Below are 23,162 nucleotides of genomic sequence, written 5' to 3'. Positions count from 1 at the left end.
GCCGCCGGGCCGGTACGTCCCGCCCGCTGCCGCTAACCTCATGATCGACGGGTTTCGGTGGCGGCGAACGGGACGGCGAGGGGTACGGGTGGAGCAACGGCGGCGGATCGGGGCGTACGGGGTCCTGCGGGACGGCGACGGGCGGGTCCTGCTGGTACGCGGGTCGGCCGACGCCGACCACCCGGGCGTCTGGCAGCTGCCCGGCGGCGGCCTGGCCCACGCCGAGCCCGCCGAGGACGCCGTGGTCCGCGAGTTCGCCGAGGAGACCGGGCTGGCCGTCCGGGTCACCGGGCTGCGGGACGCGGTCGCCGACGTCACCCGCTACCCCGACCTCGACGTCGCCCTGCACACCGACCGGATCGTCTTCGACGTGGCGGCGACCGGTGGGGAGCTGGCCGACGAGCCGGCCGGCACCACCGACCTGGCCCGCTGGTACACGCTCGACGAGGTCGGGAAGCTGCCGCTGCTGCCGTTCACCGCCGACGTGCTCGACCTGGCCGTCGACCCGCTGCCGGCGGACGCCCTCCGGCCCCGGCGGGAGCCCTTCCCGCCGCCGGCCACCGACCGCCGCCAGCGCTTCGCCGCGTATGGGCTGGTCACCGACCCCGCCGGCCGGATCCTGCTCACCATGATCGCCGACGGCTACCCGGGGGCGGGGAAGTGGCACCTGCCCGGCGGCGGCACCGACCACGGTGAGCAGCCGGCGGCCGGGCTGCTGCGGGAGCTGGTGGAGGAGGCCGGGCAGCTCGGCCGGGTGGTCGGCCTGCTCGCCGTGGACAACCTGCACAACCCGGGCGCGCTGGGCCCGGAGGGGCGACCGCTGGACTGGCACGGGGTCCGGGTCATCTACCGGGTACGCGTGGACGTCCCCACCGAGGCGGTGGTGACCGAACTCGCCGGCGGCTCCACGGCGCGCGCGGCGTGGTTCGCTCCGGAGCAGGTCAGCGGCCTGCGGACGACGGACGTGGTGGCGCTGGCAACCGGACAACGGGGTAGCTGACACCCGCTCGCCGAGCCGGGACGGGGTGCCTCCGGTACAGTCGGAAGTCGGGGTTGGCAGACGAAAAAGGGCGATGGAGCCCGAGACGGGAATAAACGAGCGGTTCGCGCGGTTAAGGGAGATATAAGTACCGCCGGCAGCTATCGCCAAGCCCCTGTCCCCTGTGCAATTGTGTACTCCGCAAACGGGCTGCCGGACCAGGAAGGTCCGGCACGAGACAGCCGGACACCCGCCCCCGAGGCGGTCAGCCGATCCGGTGATGGAGGAAACGTGCCGAGAGCCCCATGGCGCCGGCGTCGTACGACTGACAGTCCGCGCCCCGCAGGGCGTCGCTGGGCGGGCCAACTGCGCCGCAGCAGCACGTTCGCCCGCCAGGTGCTGCTGGTCCGGGTGGGTCGCCGGGACGGCGTCGCCCCCGCGACCGACCTGGTCACCCCCGACCACCGCTGGAACGACCGCCAGCGCCGCCGTTACGGCAGGTTCGACCACGAGGTCGAGGCCGTGATGCCGGTCAGCCCGGCGCTGGCCCCCGCCACGCCGGTCGACGACCCGACGGCGATGTCGATCCCGCTCCTGCCCGGCGAGCGCACCGCCGCCCGGCGGGCCAAGTTCGCCCTGGTCAACGCGTGCACCCTGAGCAGCCTCATGCTCGGCATGCTGGCCATCTTCCTGGCCATGCAGGGCCAGTCCCGGGTCGCGGCGCTCTGCCTGATCGCCTGCGTCGCGTTCGACGGCCTGGACGGCGCCCTCGCCCGCAAGCTCGGCGTGGCCAGCCCGTTCGGCGCCCAGATGGACTCGCTGGCCGACATGTGCTCGTTCGGCCTCGCCGCGCCGGTCGTGGTCTACGCCTCGCTGGCCGGTTCGGTGCCGCCGGCGGCCGCCGCGGTCGCCTGCGCCCTGGTCGCGGCCTGCGCCGCGATCCGGCTGGCCCGGTTCAACGTCTCACCCAAGGACGGCCGCTTCTTCTGCGGCGTGCCGACCACCATGGCGGCGGCCGTGCTGGCCCTGACCGTGGCGATCGGGCTGCCGGTGCCCGGCCTGGTGCTGGTCGCCGGGGTGGCGCTGCTCGCCTTCGCGATGGTGTCCAGCTTCCCGTACGCCAAGCTGGCCCGGCTGGTGAAGCTGCCGCCGTGGCTCTGGCTGGCCCCGGTGCTGGGTGCGCTGGTCGACATCCGGCTCACCTTCGCCCTGGTAGTGGTGGGCTACCTGGTCAGTGGCCCGGTGCTCTGGCTGCGCCAGCGCCGCACCGCCTGACCCGAAGCACGGAAAAGGGGCGCCGCTACCAGCGGCGCCCCTTTTCCGTGTCCCGTGATCAGACCCAGCGGGCGATCACCGTCGAACCGCCGACCACCTTGTCGCCGGGGCCCACCTGCGGCTCGGCCGCGCCCACCGGCAGGTAGACGTCGGTGCGCGAGCCGAACCGGATCAGCCCGAAGCGCTCGCCCCGGGCCAGCAGTGCGCCGACCGGCGCCCGCTGCACGATCCGTCGGGCGATCAGGCCGGTACGCTGCGCGACCACCACCGGGCCGTGGGCCGTCTCCAGCACCGTGTACGCCGCCACGTTGTGCTCGGCGTCCGGCTTCATGGCGTTGACGAACCCGCCGTCCGCGACGAAGTAGTCGACCACCTTGCCGGCCACCGGGGCGCGGTTGACGTGCACGTCCAGCACGGAGAGGAAGACCGCGATCCGCAGCCACTCCCCGTCGCCGAAGCGCTCGTCGTGCAGCCGCTGCACCGAGAGGACCTGACCGTCGGCGGCGGCGACCACGGCCGACGGGTCCTCCGGCACGTCCCGCTCGGGGTCCCGGAAGAACGCCGCCACCGGGCCGGCGGCCAGCGCGGGGAGCAGCCAGAGCTTCGACTTCGGCCGGGCCGCCTTGGCCAGCGCGGCCAGGCCCAGCGTGATGCCGGCCGCCGCGACCCCGTTCGAGTCGATGTGCATCCCCCGGGTCAGTGGCACGCTCGACGGCCGGTACGCGGGGGAGAGGTTCGCGGCCAGCGCGGCGCCGGCCGGGGTGAAGCGCAGGTGGTGCACCCGTACCGGCGGGGAGTTGCGCAGCACCACGTCGGTGCGTACGCCGTGCAGCACACCCTGCCGGTCCAGCTCGGCGCCCGCGCCCTCGGTGCGGAACACCGGCGCGGCCACGCTCAGCACGGCTCCGTCGGTGAGGTACTTCGACAGGCCGTCGACGGCGACCCGGGCCTCGTCGGCGGTGCCGGTGAACGGCTCGCCGGCGATGACCACCTCGGCCGCGTCGGCCTCGGCGAGGGTGTCGACGACCCGCACCCGGTCGGCGACCCAGCTGCCCTGGGCCGTCACGTGCTCCCGCAGCGCCGCCGCGGAGGAGCCCTCCGCCGCGACGACCGTGAGCCGGTCGCCGGGGAGCAGCGCCTCGATCGCGGCGGCCAGCACCGCGGACTCGGGGGTCGCGCCGACCAGCAGGCCGGCCTTCGGGTCGTTGCGCCGGGCGAGCTCGGAGACGAGGGTGCGGGCGGCGCGCTCGCCGAGGCGGACCGGGCCGGACGGGCCGGGGGTGCGCACGGCGGGGGACTGGGTCATGTCGGGCGGACTCCTGACGACGGGGTGACGACGGGACGCGGCGGGACCGCCCCGGCGACCGGGCCGGCCGGGACCGGCGACCGGGAGCGCCGGGCGGGGCCACGGCCGTCCGGGCCCGGGCCGGCTGACGCCGCGCCCCGATCCGGACCGCCGGGCACCACGGGATGGGTCCGGCCGGCGGAGACGAGTGCTCCTTCGGCCAGCATATGCGCCGCCGCCGGGGCGCCGCACCGCTGCGGTCAGCCCGGGGACCGCTCCGACCCGTCCCCACCCGTGCGCCGACCGGCCTCCGGCCCGTCCGACGCGTCCACCGCGGGCAGTTCCCGGGTCCCCGGCTCCGCCGCAGGCCCGGCCGGTTCGCCCGCGACGGGGAGTTCGCGGGTCACGGGCCCGGTCGGGTCGGGAGCGGCCTCGCCGAACGAGGGCGGGAAGGGGGACCAGCGCGGCCCGGTGTCGAACGGGCGGTCCTCCCGGGCCACCCCGGTCCCCTCGGTGACGGCGTCGGTGGCCCACTCGTCGGCGGCCGGCCCGACCGGAGCGCCGGTGGTCGGCGTGCCGTCCAGATAAGGCGCCGCGACGGTGGCCTCCGGCTGCCCGCCGGCGGTGTCCCGCCCGGTGTGCCGGCCCGACCGCAGCGCGCCGACCAGGCCGAACACCCCGATCAGGACCAGCGCGCCGGCCAGGAACCAGCCCACCGGGGGCAGGGTCAGGCCGAGGATCCGGGCGAGCAGCCACCAGAGCGCCAGGGCCAGGAAGGTCAGCCCGAAGGCGAACGACACGAGGTCGGTGCGGTGGGCCTTCACCGGGTCACCTCCAGGTCTCCCGCGTTCACGTGGACGATCAGTCGCAGCGTGCCGCCGCCCTTGCCGTCCGCGCCGAGGTCGGTGCTCTCCCAGCGGGGCCGGTCCAGGCCACCCGCGCGCCGGCCGAAGACGTCGGCGTCGCCCGCGTTGACGTCGGTCACCGTGGTGACGTCGACGTTCGGCGGGACCACCACCGTGGCCTTGCCGAAGTTGACCTGCACGGTCACCTGGGTGTCCTTCTTGTCGAAGTCGACGCCGCGCAGGTCGAGCACCGCGTCGCCGAAGTTGTTCTCGTACCGGTTGGCGAGGTCACGGTAGTCCGCCGGGGCCCAGGTCACGTCGCCGTCGATGCCGCGTACCCGGTCGTAGGACTCGGCCACGGTGGCGATGCCCAGCGCCGCCGAGGTGACCAGGCCCAGGGCGATCAGCCAGCGGGCCCGGCCGAACCAGGTGCCCACCAGCAGGCCCAGCCCGATGGTGCCGAGCGCCGCCGCGAAGTATCCGGCCGCCCCGACCGGGAAGACGTCGAGCAGGTCCAGCACCGCCACCGCGCCCAGCGCCAGGAAGATCAGCGAGAAGGTGGCCGCACCGAGCGGGGAGCGTTCCTTCGGCCGCTTCGGTGGGCGGACCACCGGCGGAGGAGGCACCGGGGCCGGTGGGTACGGCCCCGCGTACGGGCCGCGCGGCGCGAAGGGCGGCCGGTAGCCACCGGGCGGCAGCGGCGCGCCCACCGGGAGCGGGGGCGGCCCGGAGACCGATTCCCCGGTCGGGGCGCCCGTCGTCGGCGCGGCCGGGGCGGCGTGCTGCGTCCACACCTCGCCGGGCAGGCCGGCCGGTGCGGCCGCCGGCGGTGCCGGGAACGGCGCGGCGGCCGGCCAGGCCGGTTGGGCGGGGAGGGAGCCACCGGCCCAGCCGGGTGACGGGGCGCTCACCGGCCGGACCGGTTCCGGTCCGGCGTCGACCGGGCCGCCGCTCGTGGGGACGGCACCGAACTGCCCCGGAGCCGTCGGCGTCGGGCCGGCCGGGACACCCGCGCCGGACCAGGCCGGGGCGGCGGGCACGGGACCGGTCGGGACCTGCGGTCCGGCCTGGGCCGCCGGGGCGGCGGCCGGCGGGGCGGTCGGTACGCCGGCACCGGACCAGGCCGGGGCGGGTGGACCGGACGTCGGCCAGCCGGCCCCGGCCGGGGCCGGGCCGCGCTGGTCGCGGTTGAGCAGCAGCGCGCCGCCGATCAGGATCACCGCGCCGAGCAGGATCGCCCGGAACGCGTTGGTCACCACGTACCCGAAACCGACCGCGACCAGGATGCTCAGCACGATCACGGTGACCGGGGACATGCTCGACCGGCCGCGGCCCAGCATCGACTCGACCGGGGAGGCGGTGTCCCCCTCGCCCGGGATGATCAGCCAGGCGGTGACGTACACCAGGATGCCGATCCCGCCGAAGAAGCCCAGCACGGCGAGCAGCACCCGCCAGAGCACCGGATCGGTGTTGGTGGCCCGGCCGATCGCCGCGCAGACGCCGGCCAGGTACCGGCCCTCGCGCGGGCGGACCAGCCCGTACCGGGAGGTGAAGCCGGCACCGGCGGGCGGCGGCCCGTACCCGCCGGGTGGTGGTCCGGTGAACGGGCCGGAACCCGGCGGCGGGGGCGGCGTCGGGCCGGCGGCGGTGGGCGCCGGACCCGGCGGCGGGGGCGGCGGTGGCCCGTCCTGTGCTGCCGCCCCGGGGTGGGGCGGGCGGGCAGCGTCCTCGGTCATGCTCCGATCCTGCTGCCCCGGCCGCCCGAGCGTCCTCAGGACCCGACCCTGACCCCACCCTGAGATCCCGGAACCCCGGATGTCCGGGGCGTCCCCGTGGTTTCCGGCGCCGTCCGCGTGTGACGATCGGAACGGGCCGGCACCGGCCGGCCCCGACCACCTCCGTCCGACCGGGGAGCCTCCGATCAGCAGCACCGTGACCCCGCACCCGCCGCGGCTCTACCGGGCCACCCAGCACCGGTTGGCCGCGGGCGTGGCCGCCGGCCTGGCGGAGCACCTCGGCATCTCCGTGCTCCGGGTCCGGATCGCCTTCATGGTGCTGCTCGGGCTGAACGGCCTCGGCCTGCTGCTGTACGCCGCCTTCTGGGCGGTGGTGCCGCCCCGCCCCGGTGACACCGCCGTGCCGCCCCGGCGCGACCTCGGCCAGCTGCTGCCCTTCGTGGCGATCGGGCTGGGCGTGCTGATGATCCAGGTGATGGCCTTCCACTCGGTCGGCGCGGCCGGCACGGCGGGCTGGCTGGTCGCGATCATCGCGGTCGGCGCCGGGGTGATCTGGCACCAGTCCGCCCCGGAGCGGCGCCGGCAGTGGGGCGAGGCCATGCCGGTGCCCTGGCTGGGCGCGGTGGTGGAGGAGAGCGACCGGCGGGCGTTCGTGCTCCGCTTCATCGGCGGTGGGGTGCTGGTCGCCGTCGGCATCATCGGGGTGGCCGCCGTCTACTCCCCGGCGCAGAACTTCGACGCGGTGCTCAACGGCGTGATCTTCGCGCTGGTCGGCCTGGCCGGGGTGGGGGTGGTGACCGGACCGGTGCTCTGGCGCACCTGGAACCAGCTCCGCTCGGAACGCGAGGGGCGGATCCGGGAGCAGGAGCGGGCCGAGCTGGCCGCGATGGTGCACGACCAGGTGCTGCACACGCTCGCCCTGATCCAGCGCAACGCCAGCGACGTCAAGACGGTGCAGCGGCTGGCCCGTGGGCAGGAACGGTCACTGCGGAACTGGCTCTACAAGCCGACCGCCTCGCCGACCGAGCGCTTCGCCGCCGCGCTGGAGCAGGCCGCGGCCGAGGTGGAGGACACCTTCGCGATCACGGTGGAGGCGGTGGTGGTGGGCGACCGGGAGACCGACGAGCGGGTCGGCGCGCTGGTCGCCGCGACCCGCGAGGCGCTGGTCAACGCCGCCCGGCACGCCGGGGTGCAGACCGTCTCGCTCTACGCGGAGGTGGAGCCGGACCAGGTCAGCGCCTTCGTCCGGGACCGGGGCAAGGGCTTCGACCCGGATACCGTGGAGGACCACCGGCACGGCGTGCGAGGCTCGATCATCGGGCGGATGAAGCGGCACGGTGGCCGGGCGGAGATCCGGTCCGGCCCGGGGGAGGGGACCGAGGTACGGCTGATCCTGCCGATCAGCGGTGGCAACGGTTCCACGGCGGAAAGGGACAAGTGATCATGGCGGAGCAGGGAGCGGTCGAGCCGGTGGCGCCCCGGGGGCGGCTGCGGGTCTTCCTCGTCGACGACCACGCCATGTTCCGGGCGGGCGTACGCGCGGAGCTGGGCGCGCACGTCGAGGTGGTGGGGGAGGCGAGCACGGTGGCCGAGGCGGTCAACCGGATCGCCGCCACCCAGCCGGACGTGGTGCTGCTCGACGTGCACATGCCGGACGGCGGTGGCCGGGCCGTGCTGGATGCGATGCGGCGTACCCACCCGCAGGTGCGGTTCCTGGCGCTGAGCGTCTCCGACGCGGCCGAGGACGTGATCGGCCTGATCCGGGCCGGGGCCCGGGGGTACGTCACGAAGACCATCTCACCGGACGAGCTGGCCGACGCGATCCGTCGGGTGGCGGACGGGGACGCGGTGTTCAGCCCCCGGCTGGCCGGGTTCGTGCTGGACGCCTTCGCCGCCCGGCCGGACGCCCCGGTCGCCGACCCGGAGCTGGACCAGCTGACCAACCGGGAGCGCGAGGTGCTGCGGCTGCTGGCCCGGGGGTACGCGTACAAGGAGATCGCCAAGGAGCTGTTCATCTCGATAAAGACGGTCGAGACGCACGTGTCGAACGTGCTGCGCAAGCTCCAGATGTCCAACCGGTACGAGTTGTCCCGGTGGGCGGCCGACCGCCGGCTGGTCTGAGCGACCACCCCCGGGCCCGTCCCCGGGGGTGACAGAAGATCATCGAATCGTCCATAATGACCCGTCGCGCGTTCCCGCGTGCGGGTGGTGCGAGATCCCCCGGGAACGGCGACGAGTCGGGCCCGCGTGGGCGGGCCACCCCTGGGGAGAGGTGCACGATTCCGATGTTCCTGCAAAGAGGACGACGCTGGGCGCGTACCGCCGCTGCGCTGGTCGCCGGTGGCGCGCTGGCGTTCGGGCTGGCCGGCCCCGCCCGGGCCGCCGACGAGCCGACCACCGGCGTCGCGGTCAGCCCCGAGCACACCGGCGTCGAGCTGGTGCTCAACGGCAAGGAAATGAAGACGTCCGAGCTGGCGCTCACCATCGACGGCCGGCAGGTCCGGGCGTACTGCATCGACTTCCACACCGCGGTGAAGCTGGGCGGGACGTACGCCGAGGGCGACTGGGCCGCGTCCGGCATCGCCGCCGAGCGGCTGGGCAAGGTGCAGTGGGTGCTGACCCACGGCTACCCGAACGGCGACCCGGCCGCGCTGCTCGCCGCCGCGGGGGCCACCCTGCCGGCCGGCGTGGGCGCCGAGCAGCGGGACGTCCTGCTCTACTTCGGTACCCAGACCGCGATCTGGACGTTCAGCGACGACGTGGTGCTCGGCGACCGGACGGCCGGCGTGAGCCTGGACGCGCCGCAGTACGACGTGATCAAGAAGGTGCACGACTACCTGGTCGCGCACGCCACCGACCAGCCGGAGCCGAAGACCGAGCTGACCGTCGCCCCGGCGAAGGCCACCGCGAACGCCGGCGCGAAGGCCGGTCCGTTCACCGTGAAGGGCCCGGCGGGCGAGATCACCGTGGCGGCGACCGGCGGCCGGGCCGTCGACGAGGCCGGCGAGCCGGTGACGACCACCACCAACGGCGGCCGGTTCTGGCTCACCCGGGACGGTGCCGGCGAGGTGTCGGTGACCCTCACCGCCCGCGAGGCGGTCTCCTTCGGGCGCGTCTTCCTCTACCCGGGCGGCAAGGCCCAGAAGCTGATCCTGGGCGACAGCACCGGTGAGACGGTGCGCGCGCAGGCCGCCGCGAGCTTCGCCGCCGCCCCGGCGTCGCCGTCGGCCACCCCGACCACGGCGTCGCCGTCGCCGTCGGAGTCGGCCCCGGCGGAGAGCCCCTCCCCGGCCGTCCCGGCCGGCAGCCCGGCGCCGTCGACCTCGCCGGCCGGCCACGGCGGTGCCCTGCCGCTGACCGGCTCGCCGATCGCCGCCGCCGCGACCGTGGGCGTGCTCCTGCTGGCCGCCGGCGCGGTGACGGTGCTCATCGTCCGGCGTCGCAAGGTCCGCTTCACCGCCTGACCGTGACCGGTCCGTTCCGGCCCCGGCGCCCGTGTGGCGCCGGGGCCGGTCCCGTTCCGGGTACGCCTGACCGGTTCCGGTCACGGGGGCCGGGTCGACCCGCGGGGCTACTCGGTGCGGAGCACGGTGAACGCCTCGGCCAGCCGGCCGGCGGGCAGCCCGGCGTCCCGCGCCACCGCGCCGAGCCGGTCGTGCACCCAGCTCGCCACGTCCAGGTGCGCGGTCTGCGAGTGGTGCGCACGCATCGCGGCGATCTTCCGGTCGGCCTGCCCGGTCACGTCGACGACGTGGTCGGGGGCGGGGCCGCCGGCGTACCAGATCTCCCGGACCACCCAGGGCTCCAGCCCGTCCGCGAGCAGTTCGGGGAAGGCGAAGCGGTTGCGTGAGTCCGGGTAGACCGCGCAGGTGGTGGCCTCGCCGACGGCCAGGTGGTCGGGGTGGCCCGGGCCGGTCAGCTGCTCCCAGCGGCGCAGCGGGGAGCTGGTCAGCACCCGGTCCGGCCGGAACCGGCGGATCGCGGCGGTGATCTCCCGGCGCAGCTGCGGCGTGGGGGTGAGGGTGCCGTCGGGGTGCCCGTCCAGGAAGTCGACCCGGCGCACGCCGACCGCGGCGGCCGCGGCCCGCTGTTCCGCCTCGCGCCGGGCCGGCATCTCCTCCCGTGGGGTGTCGTCGAAGCCGCCGGAGTCCCCTCGGGTCACGATCAGGTAGGCCACCTCTGTTCCCTCGTCCACCCAGCCGGCCACGCTGCCCGCACAGCCGAAGTCGACATCATCCGGATGGGCAAAAACCGCCAGGGCCCGGCGGACGTCCGGGAGCGGCGGAGCGGAGGCAGGGAAGCTCACAGCGCCTGAGCCTACGGGGGAGTCCTGCCTGTGTGGTCGTGTCTTGCCTGTTCAGGGCGGTACGACCAGCATGTTTCATGATCTTTTCTCAAGTATCGGCCACGCGGCGGGCAACTAACGGCTTGATAACGGCACCTTCACGTAATGGGCCGGTGGGTGTCACAGTGGCAGCACCTCACCCCTGGTGTGAGGCACCCCGTCGGGCCCACCGACCACGTGACGCCGCCGCGAGGCGCACGGCGCGTGGTCGTCGACCCTGCGCGGTGTCTCCCTCCGAGGGTGTGGTGCCCGGCGGATCGGTACCCCTGGGGTGTCCCGATTTCCTCTGCGGTAAACCGGCGACCTGCGGTTCGGGTCGGCGGTGGTGTCACCCCCCAAACGTGCGTGAAACCCACGACGGAACCAGGTTAGAAAGAGGAGGCCCCTCGGAATGAGAGTCTCGAAGCGGGCGAGCGGCGCGCTCGCGGTGGGCGCGGCTTTCGCGCTCGTCGCGTCCGGCTGCTCCAGCGGGAACAACGACGGTGGCAGCGCTGAGGCCAGCAAGGACGGCGCGATCGTCATCGACGGTACCCAGCCGGAGAACCCCCTGGTTCCGGCGAACACCACCGAGACCGGTGGCGGCAAGATCGTCGACTGGCTCTTCACCGGCCTGGTGGAGTACCCGAACAACGGTGGCGCGCCGCAGAACGCGCTCGCCGAGTCGATCGACACGACCGACTCCAAGGTCTTCAAGATCAAGATCAAGCAGGGCACCAAGTTCCACGACGGCACCACCGTCAAGGCCGAGAACTTCGTCAAGGCCTGGAACTGGGCGGCGTACGGTCCGAACGGCGCGCAGAACGCCAGCTTCTTCTCGGACATCGCCGGCTTCAGCGACGTCTACACCGAGGACCCGGACGGCGACGGCCCGAAGAAGGCCCCGGAGCCGGCCAAGAAGGAGATGTCCGGCCTCAAGGTCATCGACGAGACCAGCTTCGAGGTCACCCTCTCCGCGCCGACCGCGGTCTTCCCGACCAAGCTCGGCTACAGCGCCTTCATGCCGCTGCCGGACGTGTTCTTCACGCAGAAGCCGGAAGAGTTCGGCAAGAAGCCGATCGGTAACGGCCCGGTCAAGTTCGTCTCCTGGCAGGACGACGTCGAGATCAAGCTCACCCGCTTCGACGACTACAACCTGCGCGACAAGATGAAGATCAAGGACGTCACCGTCAAGATCTACCAGGACGACACCGCCGCCTACAACGACCTGGTGTCGGGCAACCTGGACTTCCAGCAGCAGGTTCCGGTCTCCTCGCTGGCCGGCGACAAGTGGAAGGCCGACCTGGGCGACCGGGCCATCGCCTCCACCACGCCGACCACCGGCATCATCGCGTTCCCGATCTACGACAAGCGCTTCCAGAACGCGAAGCTGCGTGCCGCGATCTCGCACTCGATCAACCGCCAGGAGATCACCGACAAGATCTTCTTCGGTAACCGCAAGCCGGCCGACAGCTGGGCGAACCCGCTGACCCCGGGCGCCGAGCCGGGCAACTGCACCGCCTGCAAGTTCGACGTGACCCTGGCCAAGCAGCTCCTCACCGAGGCCGGTGGCTTCACCGGCAAGCTGCAGCTGTTCTACAACGCCGACGCCAGCCACAAGGAGTGGATGGAGGCCGTCGCCCAGCAGATCAAGACCAACCTGGGTATCGACGCCGTCGCCGTCGGTGTGCCGACCTTCGCGGTCTTCCGGGCCAACATCAACGCCCACAAGATGACCGGTGCCTACCGGGCCGGCTGGCAGCAGGACTACCCGGACGTGGAGAACTGGGTCAACCCGCTCTACGTGACCGGCGGTTCCTCGAACGACGGTCTGTACAGCAACAAGGCTGTCGACGCCCTCGCCAAGGAGGCCTCCGCGGCCCCCAGCATCGAGGAGTCCCACAAGAAGTTCGGTGAGGCCGTGAAGCTCATCGACCAGGACGTTCCGTCGATGCCGATCTACTTCGGTGGCCAGCAGTCCGGCCACTCGGAGAAGATCAAGAAGATGGAGCTCAGCAACGTCGGCGAACTCGACATCACCTCGGTCGAGCTCTGATCCGAACGGTCTGACCCCGGGTCGGGCTCGCCAACAGGTGAGCCCGACCCGGGGCCGTTCCGCGAGGGGGTGTACAACGGACCCCTCGCCACGTCTGCCACCATCGTGTCGGCCGTCCGACGCGCCCCCTGTCTGGAGGACCACCCCATGGGCCGTTATCTGTTGAGACGGCTACTGCAACTCGTGCCGGTCTTCATCGGTACGACGTTCCTGATCTACTGGCTCGTCTGGTCGGTGCCCGGCGACCCCTTCGCCGGCAAGTGCGGCGACCGTGGTTGCCCGCCGAACTTCCGGGCCATGATGACTGAGAAATACCATCTCAACGATTCGATCTGGGTGCAGTACGCCAGCTACATGAAGAACCTCTTCCAGGGTGACTTCGGTGCCACGTTCAGCGGTCGCCAGATCGGCGACATCATCGCGACGTCGTACCCGAACACCCTGAAGCTGGCGATGGTGGCGCTCATCATCGAGGCCGTCATCGGTCTCGGCGCGGGCGTGCTGACCGGTCTGCGGCGCAACGGCTTCCTGGACAACCTGGTCCTCATCTCCACCCTCTTCCTGATCGCGCTGCCGGTCTTCGTCATCGGCTTCGTGCTCCAGTGGCTGTTCGGCGTCAAGTGGGGCATCGTCACCCCGACCGTCTCGAACGAGATGCGGATCTCCGAGCTGATCCTTCCCGGCTTCGTGCTGGGCAGCGCCTCGATGGCGTACATCGCCCGGGTGGCGCGGACCAGCATCGCGGAGAACCGCCGCGCCGACTACGTGCGTACCGCCATCGCCAAGGGCCTGCCCATGCGTCGGGTGGTGGGCGTGCACCTGCTCCGCAACTCGCTGATCCCCGTCGTCACCCTGCTCGGCACCGACCTGGGCGCCCTGATGGGCGGCGCCATCGTCACCGAGGGCATCTTCGGCATCAACGGCATCGGCCGCCAGGTGCTGCGGGCCATCGTGACGAAGGAGAGCGCTACCGTTGTCGGCATCGTGGTGGTCCTGGTGCTCGTCTACCTGCTGATGAACCTGCTGGTGGACCTGCTCTACGCCGCCCTGGACCCGAGGATCCGCTATGAGTGACCCGAGTACCGCGTCGATCGTCTCGACGCCGCCCGCGACCATGCCCACCGAGGCCGGTTCCGGCGCGCCCACCAACGCCGGCCTGCCGGAGAGCGCCCAGAAGCAGCAGAAGCCCCGGGGCCTGCTCGGCGACGCCTGGCGCGACCTGCGCCGCAAGCCGCTGTTCTGGATCTCCGCCATCGTCATCCTGGTGTTCCTGGTGATGGCCGCGTTCCCGCAGCTCTTCACCTCCGGCGACGCCGTCAACGGCGCGCTCTCGCGCAGCCGGGTCGAGCCGGGCGGCGACGCCTGGTTCGGCTACGACGTGCAGGGCCGGGACGTCTACTCCCGGGTGATCTACGGTGCCCGCGCCTCGATCGTGGTGGCGGTGCTCTCGACCCTCGGCACGCTGCTGATCGGTGGCGCGATGGGCATCATCGCCGGCTACCGCGGTGGCTGGGTGGACGCGGTCCTCTCCCGGGTCGCGGACATCTTCTTCGGCCTGCCGTTCGTGCTCGGCTCGATCGTCATCCTGACCACCTTCAACGGTGCCGGCACGGACAACAGCGAGTGGCAGATCATGGGTCTGGTGATCCTCTCGCTGACCGTGCTGAGCTGGCCGGTCACCATGCGGCTGATGCGTTCCTCGGTGCTCGCCACCAAGGAGGCCGACTACATCGTGGCGGCCCGCGCGCTCGGTGCCAGCACCGGCCGGATCATCCTCAAGCACCTGCTGCCGAACTGCCTGGCCCCGCTGCTGGTCTACGGCACGATCATGGTCGGCTCGTTCATCGGCGCCGAGGCCACCCTGTCCTTCCTGGGCATCGGCCTGAAGACCCCCGTCGTGTCCTGGGGCATCATGATCAGCGAGGCGCAGAACTACATCCGGGTCTCGCCGTTCCTGCTGTTCTTCCCCTCCGCGTTCCTCGTCGCCGCGGTGCTGAGCTTCGTCATGCTCGGCGAGGCGGTCCGCGAGGCCCTCGACCCGAAGCTCCGATAGGGGAACTGAGTTGTCCGACATTCTCGTGTCCGAGCAGTCCGCACCGGGCGCCGACGGATCCGGTCGCCCCTCCGGCCGACTGCTCGAGGTCGACGACCTGCGGGTGGAGTTCCGTACCCGGGACGGCGTCGCCAAGGTCATCAACGGGGTGACGTACCACGTCGACGCGGGGGAGACCCTCGCCGTGCTCGGCGAGTCCGGCTCCGGCAAGAGCGTCACCGCGCAGACCATCATGGGCATTCTCGACACCCCGCCCGGCTTCGTCACCGGTGGCCAGATCCGCTTCCACGGCAAGGACATGCTCAAGATGTCCGCCGAGCAGCGGCGTCGGATCCGGGGTGAAGGCATTGCGATGATCTTCCAGGACTCGCTCTCCGCCCTCAACCCGGTTTTCACCGTCGGTTTCCAGATCGCCGAGCAGTTCCGCATCCGGCGCGGCATGAGCCGCTCGGACGCCAAGAAGCGCGCGATCGAGATGCTCGACCAGGTGAAGATCCCGAACGCCAAGGGTCGGTTCAGCAACTACCCGCACCAGTTCTCCGGCGGTATGCGGCAGCGCGCGATGATCGCGATGTCGCTGGCGCTCGACCCGGAGGTGCTGATCGCGGACGAGCCGACCACCGCGCTGGACGTGACCGTGCAGGCCCAGATCATGGACCTGCTCGGCGAGCTCCAGCGGGAGCGGCAGATGGGCATGATCCTGATCACCCACGACCTCGGCGTGGTCGCCGACGTCGCGGACCGGATCGCGGTCATGTACGCCGGCCGGATCGTCGAGGAAGCCAACGTGTACGACCTGTACGCCAAGCCGGCGCACCCGTACACCCTGGGCCTGCTCAACTCGATTCCGCGGATGGACGAGAAGGGTCAGGAGCTCCGTACCATCAAGGGGCTCCCGCCGAACCTCATGAACATCCCGCCGGGCTGCCCGTTCAACCCGCGCTGCCCCATGGCGCAGCCGGTGTGCCGGGAGAAGGTGCCCCCGCTGCTGCAGCTCGGCAGCGCCCGGGCCAGCGCCTGCCACTTCGCCGAGGAGCTCGTGAACCGTGACTGAGAACATCATCGAGGTCCGTGACCTGGTCAAGCACTACCCCGTGACCCGGGGCGTGGTGTTCAAGAAGACCATCGGTCAGGTCAAGGCAGTCGACGGCGTCTCCTTCGAGCTGAAGGCCGGCGAGACGCTGGGCGTGGTGGGCGAGTCCGGCTGCGGCAAGTCGACCCTCGCCCGGGTGCTGATGAACCTGGAGCGGCCGACCGCCGGTCAGGTGCTCTACAAGGGCCAGGACATCTCCAAGCTCTCCGGCGGCGCGCTGCGGCGCCTGCGCCGGCAGATCCAGCTGGTGATGCAGGACCCGTACACCTCGCTGAACCCCCGGATGACGGTGGGTGACCTGATCGGCGAGCCGTTCGAGATCCACCCCGAGGTGGCCCCGCGCGGCAGCCGGCGCGGCAAGGTCAAGGAGCTGCTGGACCTGGTCGGCCTGAACCCGGAGCACATCAACCGGTACCCGCACCAGTTCTCCGGCGGTCAGCGGCAGCGCATCGGCATCGCCCGGGCGCTCGCCCTGCGGCCCGAGGTCATCGTCTGCGACGAGCCGGTCTCGGCCCTGGACGTCTCCATCCAGGCCCAGGTGATGAACCTGCTGGAGAAGCTCCAGGCGGAGTTCGGCCTGTCGTACGTCTTCATCGCCCACGACCTGTCGGTCGTGCGCCACCTCTCCGACCGGGTCGCGGTGATGTACCTGGGCAAGATGGTGGAGATCGGCACCGAGGACGAGATCTACGAGCGGCCGACCCACCCGTACACCCAGGCGCTGCTCTCGGCCGTGCCGGTGCCGGACCCGACGCTGCGGGACAACAAGGCGATCATCCGGCTCACCGGTGACGTCCCCTCGCCGGTGAGCCCGCCCTCGGGCTGCCGGTTCCGCACCCGGTGCTGGAAGGCGGAGGACGTCTGCGCCCAGGAGGTCCCGCTGCTGCAGATCCGGCAGGGCTCGGACCACCCGAGCGCCTGCCACTTCGCCAAGCCGCGGGAGATCGTGCCCACCCACGAGGTGGCCTGATCCCACCCGGACCGCCTGCCGACGTCAGCCCGACGTCGGCAGGCGGTTCGTCGTTTCCGGCCGGTACGGCCCGGGGCGTCGACGGCCGCGCCGGTGGGACACGGGCCGCCCGCAGCCTCACAGGGGGCCGCGGCCGGCCCGCAGCAACAGCAGCGCCAACTGGGTGCCGTCCGCACCGAGGGCCTGCCGGAACCGCTCCAGGATCTCCCGCTCCCGGGAGAGCACGAGACGGGTGCCGCCGGAGGCCATCCGGGTCGCACCCACCTCCTGGGAGAGCGCGGCCCGCTCCTGCCAGAGCGCGATGACGGTGCGGTCGATCTCGTCGATCCGCTCCCGGATGGCCGTGATCCGCTCCGCCGCCGCCGAGTCGTCGGTGCCGGTCCGGGCCGCCGCGGCGCCGGTCGGGTTCGCGCCGTCGGCGCCGTTCGCCCCGTCGGGCCGCGCCAGGCCACCGCTGGACTCCACCACGTCAGTCATCATCGTCGTACCCCTCAGGGTGTCGGGCCCGGTGCCCGGATCCCGGGACGAAAAAACCCCGGGCTCTCCGAGCCCGGGGCGTTTCGCAGGTCTTGTGATCAGGCGCGACCCACGGCTGCCGGACTCCCGGTGCCGTAGTAAAAGTAGAAGCGCTGATCGAACACGTCGTCGAGTATGCCGACCGGTGGGCGGCCGGCGCAAGGAATCCCGCCAACAGGTGGGACGTGACGCCGCCCTCTCCGCTCGGGCCGCGCGCGTCGGAGATGTCCGCCCGGCGGCATAGACTCGCCCTGCGATGCATCCTCTCTTCGACATCCCCGCGTCCCCGCCCGCGCCGGAGCCCCAGCCGACCCCGCCGCGCCGCGACCCGACCCCGCCGGCCCGGCCGGGCCCGCAGGCCCTCCTGGACGGCCTGAACGGCCCCCAGCGGGACGCGGTCACCCATGCCGGCTCCCCGCTGCTGATCGTGGCCGGGGCCGGCTCCGGCAAGACCCGGGTGCTGACCAACCGGATCGCCTACCTGCTCGGTGCGCGGGACGTGCACCCGGGCGAGATCATCGCGATCACGTTCACCAACAAGGCCGCCGGTGAGATGAAGGAGCGGGTGGCCGCCCTGGTCGGCCCGCGGGCCCGGCTGATGTGGGTCTCGACCTTCCACTCGGCCTGTGTCCGGATCCTGCGTGCCGAGCACGAGCACGCCGGCCTGAAGTCGACGTTCTCGATCTACGACGCGGACGACTCGCGCCGGCTGATGCAGCTCGTCGTCCGCGAGCTCGACCTCGACCCGAAGCGCTACCCGGCCCGGGGGCTCGCCGCCCAGGTCTCCAACCTGAAGAACGAGCTGGTCGATCCGGAGGAGTTCGCCGGCCGGGCCAAGGGGCCCAACGAGCGGGCGCTGGCCGAGGCGTACACGCTCTACCAGCGGCGGCTGCGCGAGGCGCACGCGCTCGACTTCGACGACCTGATCATGACGACGGTGCACCTGCTCCAGTCGCACCCGCACGTCGCGGAGAGCTACCGGCGCCGGTTCCGGCACGTGCTGGTCGACGAGTACCAGGACACCAACCACGCCCAGTACGTGCTGATCAAGGAGCTGGTCTCCGGCACCGAGGGGATCCCGCCCGCCGAGCTCTGCGTGGTCGGCGACGCCGACCAGTCGATCTACGCGTTCCGCGGCGCGACCATCCGCAACATCCTGGAGTTCGAGCGGGACTTCACCGACGCCCGGACGATCCTGCTGGAGCAGAACTACCGTTCCACCCAGACCATCCTCAACGCGGCCAACGCGGTGATCGACCGCAACACCTCCCGCAAGCCCAAGCGGCTGTGGAGCGACGCCGGGGCGGGCGAGCAGATCGTCGGGTACGTGGCCGACACCGAGCACGCCGAGGCGGACTGGGTGGCCCGGGAGATCGACCGGCTGGTCGACGCCGACGAGACGCGCCCGGGCGACGTGGCGGTGTTCTACCGCACCAACGCCCAGTCCCGGGTCTTCGAGGAGGTGTTCATCCGGGTCGGCCTGCCGTACAAGGTGGTCGGCGGGGTGCGCTTCTACGAGCGCAAGGAGGTCCGCGACGCGCTGGCCTACCTGCGCGCGGTGGTCAACGACGACGACACGGTCAGCCTGCGCCGGGTCCTCAACACCCCGCGCCGGGGCATCGGCGAGCGGGCCGAGGCGTGCGTGGAGGCGCTCTCCAGCCGGGACCGGATCTCCTTCGGCGCGGCGTTGCGCCGGGCCAAGGACGCACCCGGCATCTCCACCCGGGCCGCCAACGGCATCGCCGAGTTCGTCGCGCTGCTCGACTCGGCGCGCGAGCTGGCCGCCACCGGCACCCCGGAGGACGTCCTGGAGGCGCTGCTGACCCGCTCGGGCTACCTCACCGAGCTGGAGGAGAGCCTCGACCCGCAGGACGCCGGCCGGGTGGACAACCTCCAGGAACTGGTCAGCGTCGCCCGCGAGTACACCGAGCGGATCGAGGCGCTGGGCGAGGACGACGAACGGGCCACCGTGGCCGGCTTCCTGGAGCAGGTGGCGCTGGTCGCCGACGCCGACCAGATCCCCAGCGACGACCCCGACCACCAGGGCGTGGTCACCCTGATGACGCTGCACACCGCGAAGGGCCTGGAGTTCCCGGTGGTCTTCCTGACCGGCCTGGAGGACGGGGTCTTCCCGCACCTGCGCTCGCTCGGCGACACCCGGGAGCTGGAGGAGGAGCGCCGGCTGGCGTACGTCGGCATCACCCGGGCCCGGCAGCGGCTCTACCTGTCCCGGGCGGTCACCCGGTCGGCCTGGGGGCAGCCCGCGTACAACCCGCCGTCACGCTTCCTGGAGGAGCTGCCGCCGGAGCTGGTCCGCTGGGAGCGCACCGAGGGCTCGTACACCTCGTGGGGTGGTGGGGGCGGCGGCGTCGGCGGCCGCGCGGACCGCGCGCCCGGCGGGCGTGGCACCTTCACCGGGGGTACGCCGAAGGCGGCCCAGCTCGCCAAGCGGCTCGGCGTGGACGCCAGCAGGCTGGCCACGGCGAGCGAGTTGAAGCAGGCGCCGAAGGTCGCGGTGGGGGACCGGGTCAACCACCAGCGGTACGGGCTGGGCCGGGTGCTGGCGGTCGAGGGGCACGGCCCGGGTGCCCGGGCGCAGATCGACTTCGGTGACCAGACGATGTGGCTGGTGCTCCGGCACGCCCCGATCGACAAGCTCTGACGACGGCAGGGCCCGGCCCGGCGGATCGCCGGACCGGGCCCTTCCTCGTGCCGTGGCCGTCAGCAGGCCACGTCGATGCCCCGGGCGCGCAGGAACGGCGCCGGGTCGATCTGGTTCCACATCGCGCCCTTGTGCACCTCGAAGTGCAGGTGCGGCCCGGTGGCGTCGCCGGTGGCGCCCTCGTACCCGATGACCTCGCCGGCGCTGACCTTGTCGCCCACGCTGACCTTGAGGCTGCTCTGGTGCGCGTAGTGGGTCAGGTAGCCGTTGCCGTGGTCGATGAAGACCGAGTTGCCGTACCCGTCGCCGGCGTCACCGGCCTTCACCACGGTGCCGGCGAAGGCGGCGTGGATCGGGGTGCCCGCCGGCATGGCGAAGTCGATGCCGGCGTGCTGGGTGCCCCACCGGGGGCCGAAGCACGAGGTGATCTCGGCGCCCTTCATCGGGATCACCCAGCGGGGCTTCGGCTTGCTGGTCTTCTTCGGCTTCGGCGTGACGGTCCGGGTCGGCTTCGGGCTCGCCTTGCTGGGGCTCGGCGACGGGCTGGCCGGGGTGGCGGACGGGGTGACCGGCGCGGTCGACTCGCGGGCCGAGCGGTCGGCGCGCGCGGCGGCCTCGGCGCGGGCCCGGGCGTCGAAGTCGACCGCGGCCGGCGTCGGGGTGTCGTGGTCGGTCGTGACCACGGAGACCCCGCCGAGCCCGAGGCCGACGAGGGCGGCGGCGCCGATGACCAGGTATGCGGTACGCCGGCCCGGGCGCTTGCGCAGCCGGTGCCGGGCGGGGATGTCCTGAGTGTTCTCGTTCTGGATGGAGCTGTCTTCCTGCACGGGGACCTTCATCAGTCGAGGGGGCACGTGACCTGGAAATACTGGTGTCAGCCGGATCGCCGGCGGGTAGTGACTCCAGGGTCCGGCGGCGGTGTCCCGCGCCCCGGTGCCCGCCTCCTGCCCGGCTGGGGCTTTCGCGGCGCAAGACGATCATCCAGTGGTGTGCGCCCGCTCACATTCGTGGGTGTGACCCGGCAGACTTCGGCGCAACGAAAACCGCCCGGATCGAATGATCCGGGCGGTGAACGGTCGATACGGAGCGTCAGGAGGCGGCTACGTCGCCGTAGATTGCCTCTACTTGCAGCTTGATGTCCACTCCGCGCTCGGCGAGCCACGGCACCGGGTCCAGCGGCTGCCCGTTGACATGGACCTCGAGGTGCAGGTGGGAACCGTAGGAGTGGCCGGTGTTGCCCACCAGGCCGAGCTGGTCGCCCGCCTTGACCTGCTGGCCCTCCTTGACGTTGACCGCCGAGGAGTGACCGTAGATGGCCTCGCTGCCGTCCGCGTGCTTGACGATCACCGCGTAGCCGTAGCCGCCGAACCAGCCGGCCTTGGTGACCGTGCCGTCGTGGATCGCCACGTAGGGCGTGCCCTCCGGGGCGACCAGGTCGATGCCGGTGTGCAGCTTGCCCCAGCGCATGCCGTAGGGCGAGTTGAAGTCGTAGCCGTGCAGGGGGAGCAGCCAGACGTCCTGCTCGGTGGAGGACTTGCTCTCCGCCCGGCTGTCACGGGTGGCGCGGTCGGCGGAGTCGCCGCGGGCCGCCACGTCCTGGCTGGTGATCGACGCCTGCTTGAGCTCGTCGAGGACCGAGGGGTTGACGCTCTTGGCGTCCGGCAGCGCGTTCGCGCCGAGAGCGACCAGACCGGCTCCGACGAACGCGGTGGTCACGACCGCCGCGTAGCGGCTCCGCGGGGGGTGGGTACGCGGCGGCGGCCGCGATATCTATCGGGCTCAGACGACAGGCGCTGGCGCACGCACACCCTCCGTTGTCGGGGATCCGATGCGACCGCCAGCCGTTCGGTGAAGCTCCGTCGAACGTCCGGTGGCCGCGTCGTCACCCGTCCGTGGACCTGATGACAACCGTGGACACGTTAGCCAACCGCCACTCCAGTCACAAGCCGAAGCGCCGAATTGGCGTTTCTTTCTGTCCGTTTCCGTCCCTTCTTGTCATAGCTCGTGCCCCCGGTTGGGGGGCCCGGTAACTGCCCGTTCGTCGCGGACAGTGACCGAACGGCGGAGGCGTCCGGCTTCCCTCGACCGGGCCCTCGACGGTAGAGGCAAAGATCATTCCGGGCGGTCGTGCGGCCTCGTCCGGCCCGGTCCCGGAGTCGCCGCAAGCGCGGCAGACCGGGCATCGGTGAGCCGGGGTCGGTGGGTCGGTGGTGCGGCCGCGCACCTGTCGGGAATCCGTCCGGCGCCGCCCGGCCGCGGTGTCCCCGGCCGCGGTGTCCCCGGCCGCCGGGTCGCCCGGTCCCCGGTCCGGGGGCCGCCGTCCCGGCTGTCGGTCCGGGGTCGCCGGTCCGGCCTCCGGTCGCCGGGTTGCCGATACGCTCCCGGGGAGTAGGGGTGCAGCCCGGGTTTCCGGCTCCGGGACGGTCGGGTTACCGTTCGTTCAGGTGAGGAGTGCCCTGACCGGCGAAAGGTGTGCGCTGATGAGCTCTCGTATCCGGGTCGTCGTCGCGAAGCCCGGCCTGGACGGCCACGACCGGGGCGCGAAGGTGGTCGCGCGTGCCCTGCGCGATGCCGGCATGGAGGTCATCTACACCGGCCTGCACCAGACGCCGGAGCAGATCGTGGAGACCGCGATCCAGGAGGACGCCGACGCGGTCGGCCTCTCGGTGCTCTCCGGTGCGCACATGACCCTCTTCAAGCGGGTGCTGGAGCTGCTCGCCGAGCGCGACGCCAGCGACATCGTGGTCTTCGGTGGCGGGATCATCCCGGACGCCGACATCCCCGAGCTGGAGCGACTCGGCGTGGCGAAGATCTTCACCCCGGGCGCGACCACCCAGGCCATCGTGGAGTGGGTCCGGGGCAACGTCACCCAGCCGGTCGCCTGACCGTCGGCCGCGTCGGCCGGTAGGCAGACAGAGTGAGGGGCCGGACGCACCCCTCACACGCCCGGCCCCTCTATGCACGATGCCCCGCCGCCACCCCTCGACCGACAGGGCATCGGCCGTCTCTGTCATCGCGCTGATCAGCGCTCCGACATCAGACTCAACGACGCCCTCCGCAGGGGGTTACGCCCGGCCGTGAAGATCCCCCGGACGGCTGAGCGGGGGCCTCGTCGGCCGCCCGCCGCCGGCCTGCCGGATCCCGTCGACCGTCCCTCGGACCCACGGTTGCGCCGGGCGTCGAGCCCGACCGCGTACCTCCTGCTCCCCGGGCCGTCCGACGCGCTGCCCCAACCCGTCGGTGGACGTCACCGGCCACCGTTGATGTCCATGGCGTTCCACTCAGGGGCGCCCGCGCCACCCCGTCCGTCGGGTCCGGGTGCGTTTGTGGTCGCCCGATGAACGGAAACGCGCCGAAGGCTTCTTCCCGGG

At 72.4% G+C, this 23,162-nt stretch carries 17 protein-coding genes and 2 pseudogenes; 12 read left to right on the top strand and 7 right to left on the bottom strand.

The features are described from left to right. Positions 1-88: 88 nt before the first annotated feature. Together GA0070611_RS18530 and GA0070611_RS18525 are read left to right on the top strand one after the other, a co-directional pair. The gene (locus GA0070611_RS18530; protein WP_157740348.1) at positions 89-1,000 is read left to right on the top strand and encodes an NUDIX hydrolase; all 912 of its coding nucleotides are present in this window, start codon (positions 89-91) and stop codon (positions 998-1,000) included. Between the two features lie 345 nt (positions 1,001-1,345). After that, positions 1,346-2,254 (top strand): CDP-alcohol phosphatidyltransferase family protein, encoded by a 909-nt coding sequence (locus GA0070611_RS18525; RefSeq protein WP_091673126.1) that lies wholly within the window; start codon positions 1,346-1,348, stop codon positions 2,252-2,254. Between the two features lie 58 nt (positions 2,255-2,312). Here the strand turns inward: GA0070611_RS18525 and GA0070611_RS18520 are convergent, their stop codons facing one another. The 3 genes and pseudogenes from GA0070611_RS18520 to GA0070611_RS18510 all read right to left on the bottom strand — a co-directional run bounded on the left by GA0070611_RS18520 (position 2,313) and on the right by GA0070611_RS18510 (position 6,120). Beyond that, positions 2,313-3,560, bottom strand: coding sequence for a phosphatidylserine decarboxylase (locus tag GA0070611_RS18520; protein WP_091665979.1), 1,248 nt, complete (start codon positions 3,558-3,560; stop codon positions 2,313-2,315). A gap of 619 nt (positions 3,561-4,179) precedes the next feature. After that, positions 4,180-4,363: pseudogene (locus GA0070611_RS18515) on the bottom strand (hypothetical protein); the annotation flags it as partial. Then, the gene (locus GA0070611_RS18510; protein WP_091665977.1) at positions 4,360-6,120 is read right to left on the bottom strand and encodes a PspC domain-containing protein; all 1,761 of its coding nucleotides are present in this window, start codon (positions 6,118-6,120) and stop codon (positions 4,360-4,362) included. The gene GA0070611_RS18510 and the pseudogene GA0070611_RS18515, both read right to left, overlap by 4 nt. 196 nt (positions 6,121-6,316) lie before the next feature. On the opposite strand from GA0070611_RS18510, the gene GA0070611_RS18505 reads away from it, so the two are divergent. From GA0070611_RS18505 to GA0070611_RS18495, 3 genes are all read left to right on the top strand, one after another. Then, positions 6,317-7,561 carry an ATP-binding protein gene (locus GA0070611_RS18505; protein ID WP_091673124.1) on the top strand — a complete coding sequence of 415 codons (1,245 nt, stop codon included), beginning with the start codon at positions 6,317-6,319 and terminating at the stop codon, positions 7,559-7,561. Between the two features lie 2 nt (positions 7,562-7,563). Continuing rightward, positions 7,564-8,241: a response regulator gene (locus GA0070611_RS18500; protein WP_091673121.1), complete on the top strand. Its 678-nt coding sequence runs from the start codon at positions 7,564-7,566 to the stop codon at positions 8,239-8,241. A 164-nt stretch (positions 8,242-8,405) separates the two neighbouring features. After that, positions 8,406-9,584 (top strand): thioester domain-containing protein, encoded by a 1,179-nt coding sequence (locus GA0070611_RS18495; RefSeq protein ID WP_091665975.1) that lies wholly within the window; start codon positions 8,406-8,408, stop codon positions 9,582-9,584. 107 nt (positions 9,585-9,691) lie between these two features. On the opposite strand, the gene GA0070611_RS18490 is transcribed toward GA0070611_RS18495, so the two are convergent. After that, on the bottom strand, positions 9,692-10,426 hold the full coding sequence (locus GA0070611_RS18490; protein WP_197675739.1) for a PIG-L deacetylase family protein: 735 nt from the start codon (positions 10,424-10,426) through the stop codon (positions 9,692-9,694). Positions 10,427-10,856: 430 nt separating this feature from the next. Between GA0070611_RS18490 and GA0070611_RS18485 the strand changes: the two genes are divergently transcribed. The 5 genes from GA0070611_RS18485 to GA0070611_RS18465 all read left to right on the top strand — a co-directional run bounded on the left by GA0070611_RS18485 (position 10,857) and on the right by GA0070611_RS18465 (position 16,613). Continuing rightward, on the top strand, positions 10,857-12,497 hold the full coding sequence (locus tag GA0070611_RS18485) for a peptide ABC transporter substrate-binding protein (RefSeq protein ID WP_091665973.1): 1,641 nt from the start codon (positions 10,857-10,859) through the stop codon (positions 12,495-12,497). 147 nt (positions 12,498-12,644) lie between these two features. Beyond that, positions 12,645-13,571, top strand: coding sequence for an ABC transporter permease (locus GA0070611_RS18480; RefSeq protein WP_091665971.1), 927 nt, complete (start codon positions 12,645-12,647; stop codon positions 13,569-13,571). Then, complete coding sequence (locus GA0070611_RS18475; RefSeq protein WP_091665969.1) at positions 13,564-14,550, top strand: ABC transporter permease; 987 nt, start codon at positions 13,564-13,566, stop codon at positions 14,548-14,550. Before GA0070611_RS18480 ends, GA0070611_RS18475 begins: the two co-directional genes overlap by 8 nt. A gap of 25 nt (positions 14,551-14,575) precedes the next feature. Beyond that, positions 14,576-15,604, top strand: a complete 1,029-nt coding sequence (locus GA0070611_RS18470; RefSeq protein ID WP_091665966.1) for an ABC transporter ATP-binding protein — start codon at positions 14,576-14,578, stop codon at positions 15,602-15,604. Then, the gene (locus GA0070611_RS18465) at positions 15,597-16,613 is read left to right on the top strand and encodes an ABC transporter ATP-binding protein (protein ID WP_091665964.1); all 1,017 of its coding nucleotides are present in this window, start codon (positions 15,597-15,599) and stop codon (positions 16,611-16,613) included. The genes GA0070611_RS18470 and GA0070611_RS18465 overlap by 8 nt, the downstream gene beginning before the upstream one ends. Positions 16,614-16,730: 117 nt before the next feature. Here GA0070611_RS18465 and GA0070611_RS18460 read toward each other — a convergent pair whose 3' ends face one another. After that, the gene (locus GA0070611_RS18460; RefSeq protein ID WP_091665963.1) at positions 16,731-17,093 is read right to left on the bottom strand and encodes a chorismate mutase; all 363 of its coding nucleotides are present in this window, start codon (positions 17,091-17,093) and stop codon (positions 16,731-16,733) included. 292 nt (positions 17,094-17,385) lie between these two features. On the opposite strand from GA0070611_RS18460, the gene pcrA reads away from it, so the two are divergent. Beyond that, positions 17,386-19,791: a DNA helicase PcrA gene (gene pcrA / locus GA0070611_RS18455; RefSeq protein WP_091665962.1), complete on the top strand. Its 2,406-nt coding sequence runs from the start codon at positions 17,386-17,388 to the stop codon at positions 19,789-19,791. Positions 19,792-19,850: 59 nt separating this feature from the next. Here the strand turns inward: pcrA and GA0070611_RS18450 are convergent, their stop codons facing one another. Continuing rightward, positions 19,851-20,630 carry a M23 family metallopeptidase gene (locus tag GA0070611_RS18450; RefSeq protein WP_091665959.1) on the bottom strand — a complete coding sequence of 260 codons (780 nt, stop codon included), beginning with the start codon at positions 20,628-20,630 and terminating at the stop codon, positions 19,851-19,853. 250 nt (positions 20,631-20,880) lie between these two features. Further along, positions 20,881-21,593: pseudogene (locus GA0070611_RS18445) on the bottom strand (M23 family metallopeptidase). A 678-nt stretch (positions 21,594-22,271) separates the two neighbouring features. Here GA0070611_RS18445 and GA0070611_RS18440 point away from each other — a divergent pair. After that, entirely contained in the window at positions 22,272-22,676 is a 405-nt protein-coding gene (locus tag GA0070611_RS18440; protein ID WP_091665954.1) for a cobalamin B12-binding domain-containing protein, read from the top strand. Positions 22,677-23,162: the final 486 nt, after the last annotated feature.

The sequence above is a fragment of the Micromonospora auratinigra genome (assembly GCF_900089595.1).
GTDB classification, from domain to species: Bacteria; Actinomycetota; Actinomycetes; order Mycobacteriales; family Micromonosporaceae; genus Micromonospora; species Micromonospora auratinigra.
Note: the sequence above shows the minus strand (reverse complement) of the source record. Positions and strands in the feature narration are given on the sequence as shown.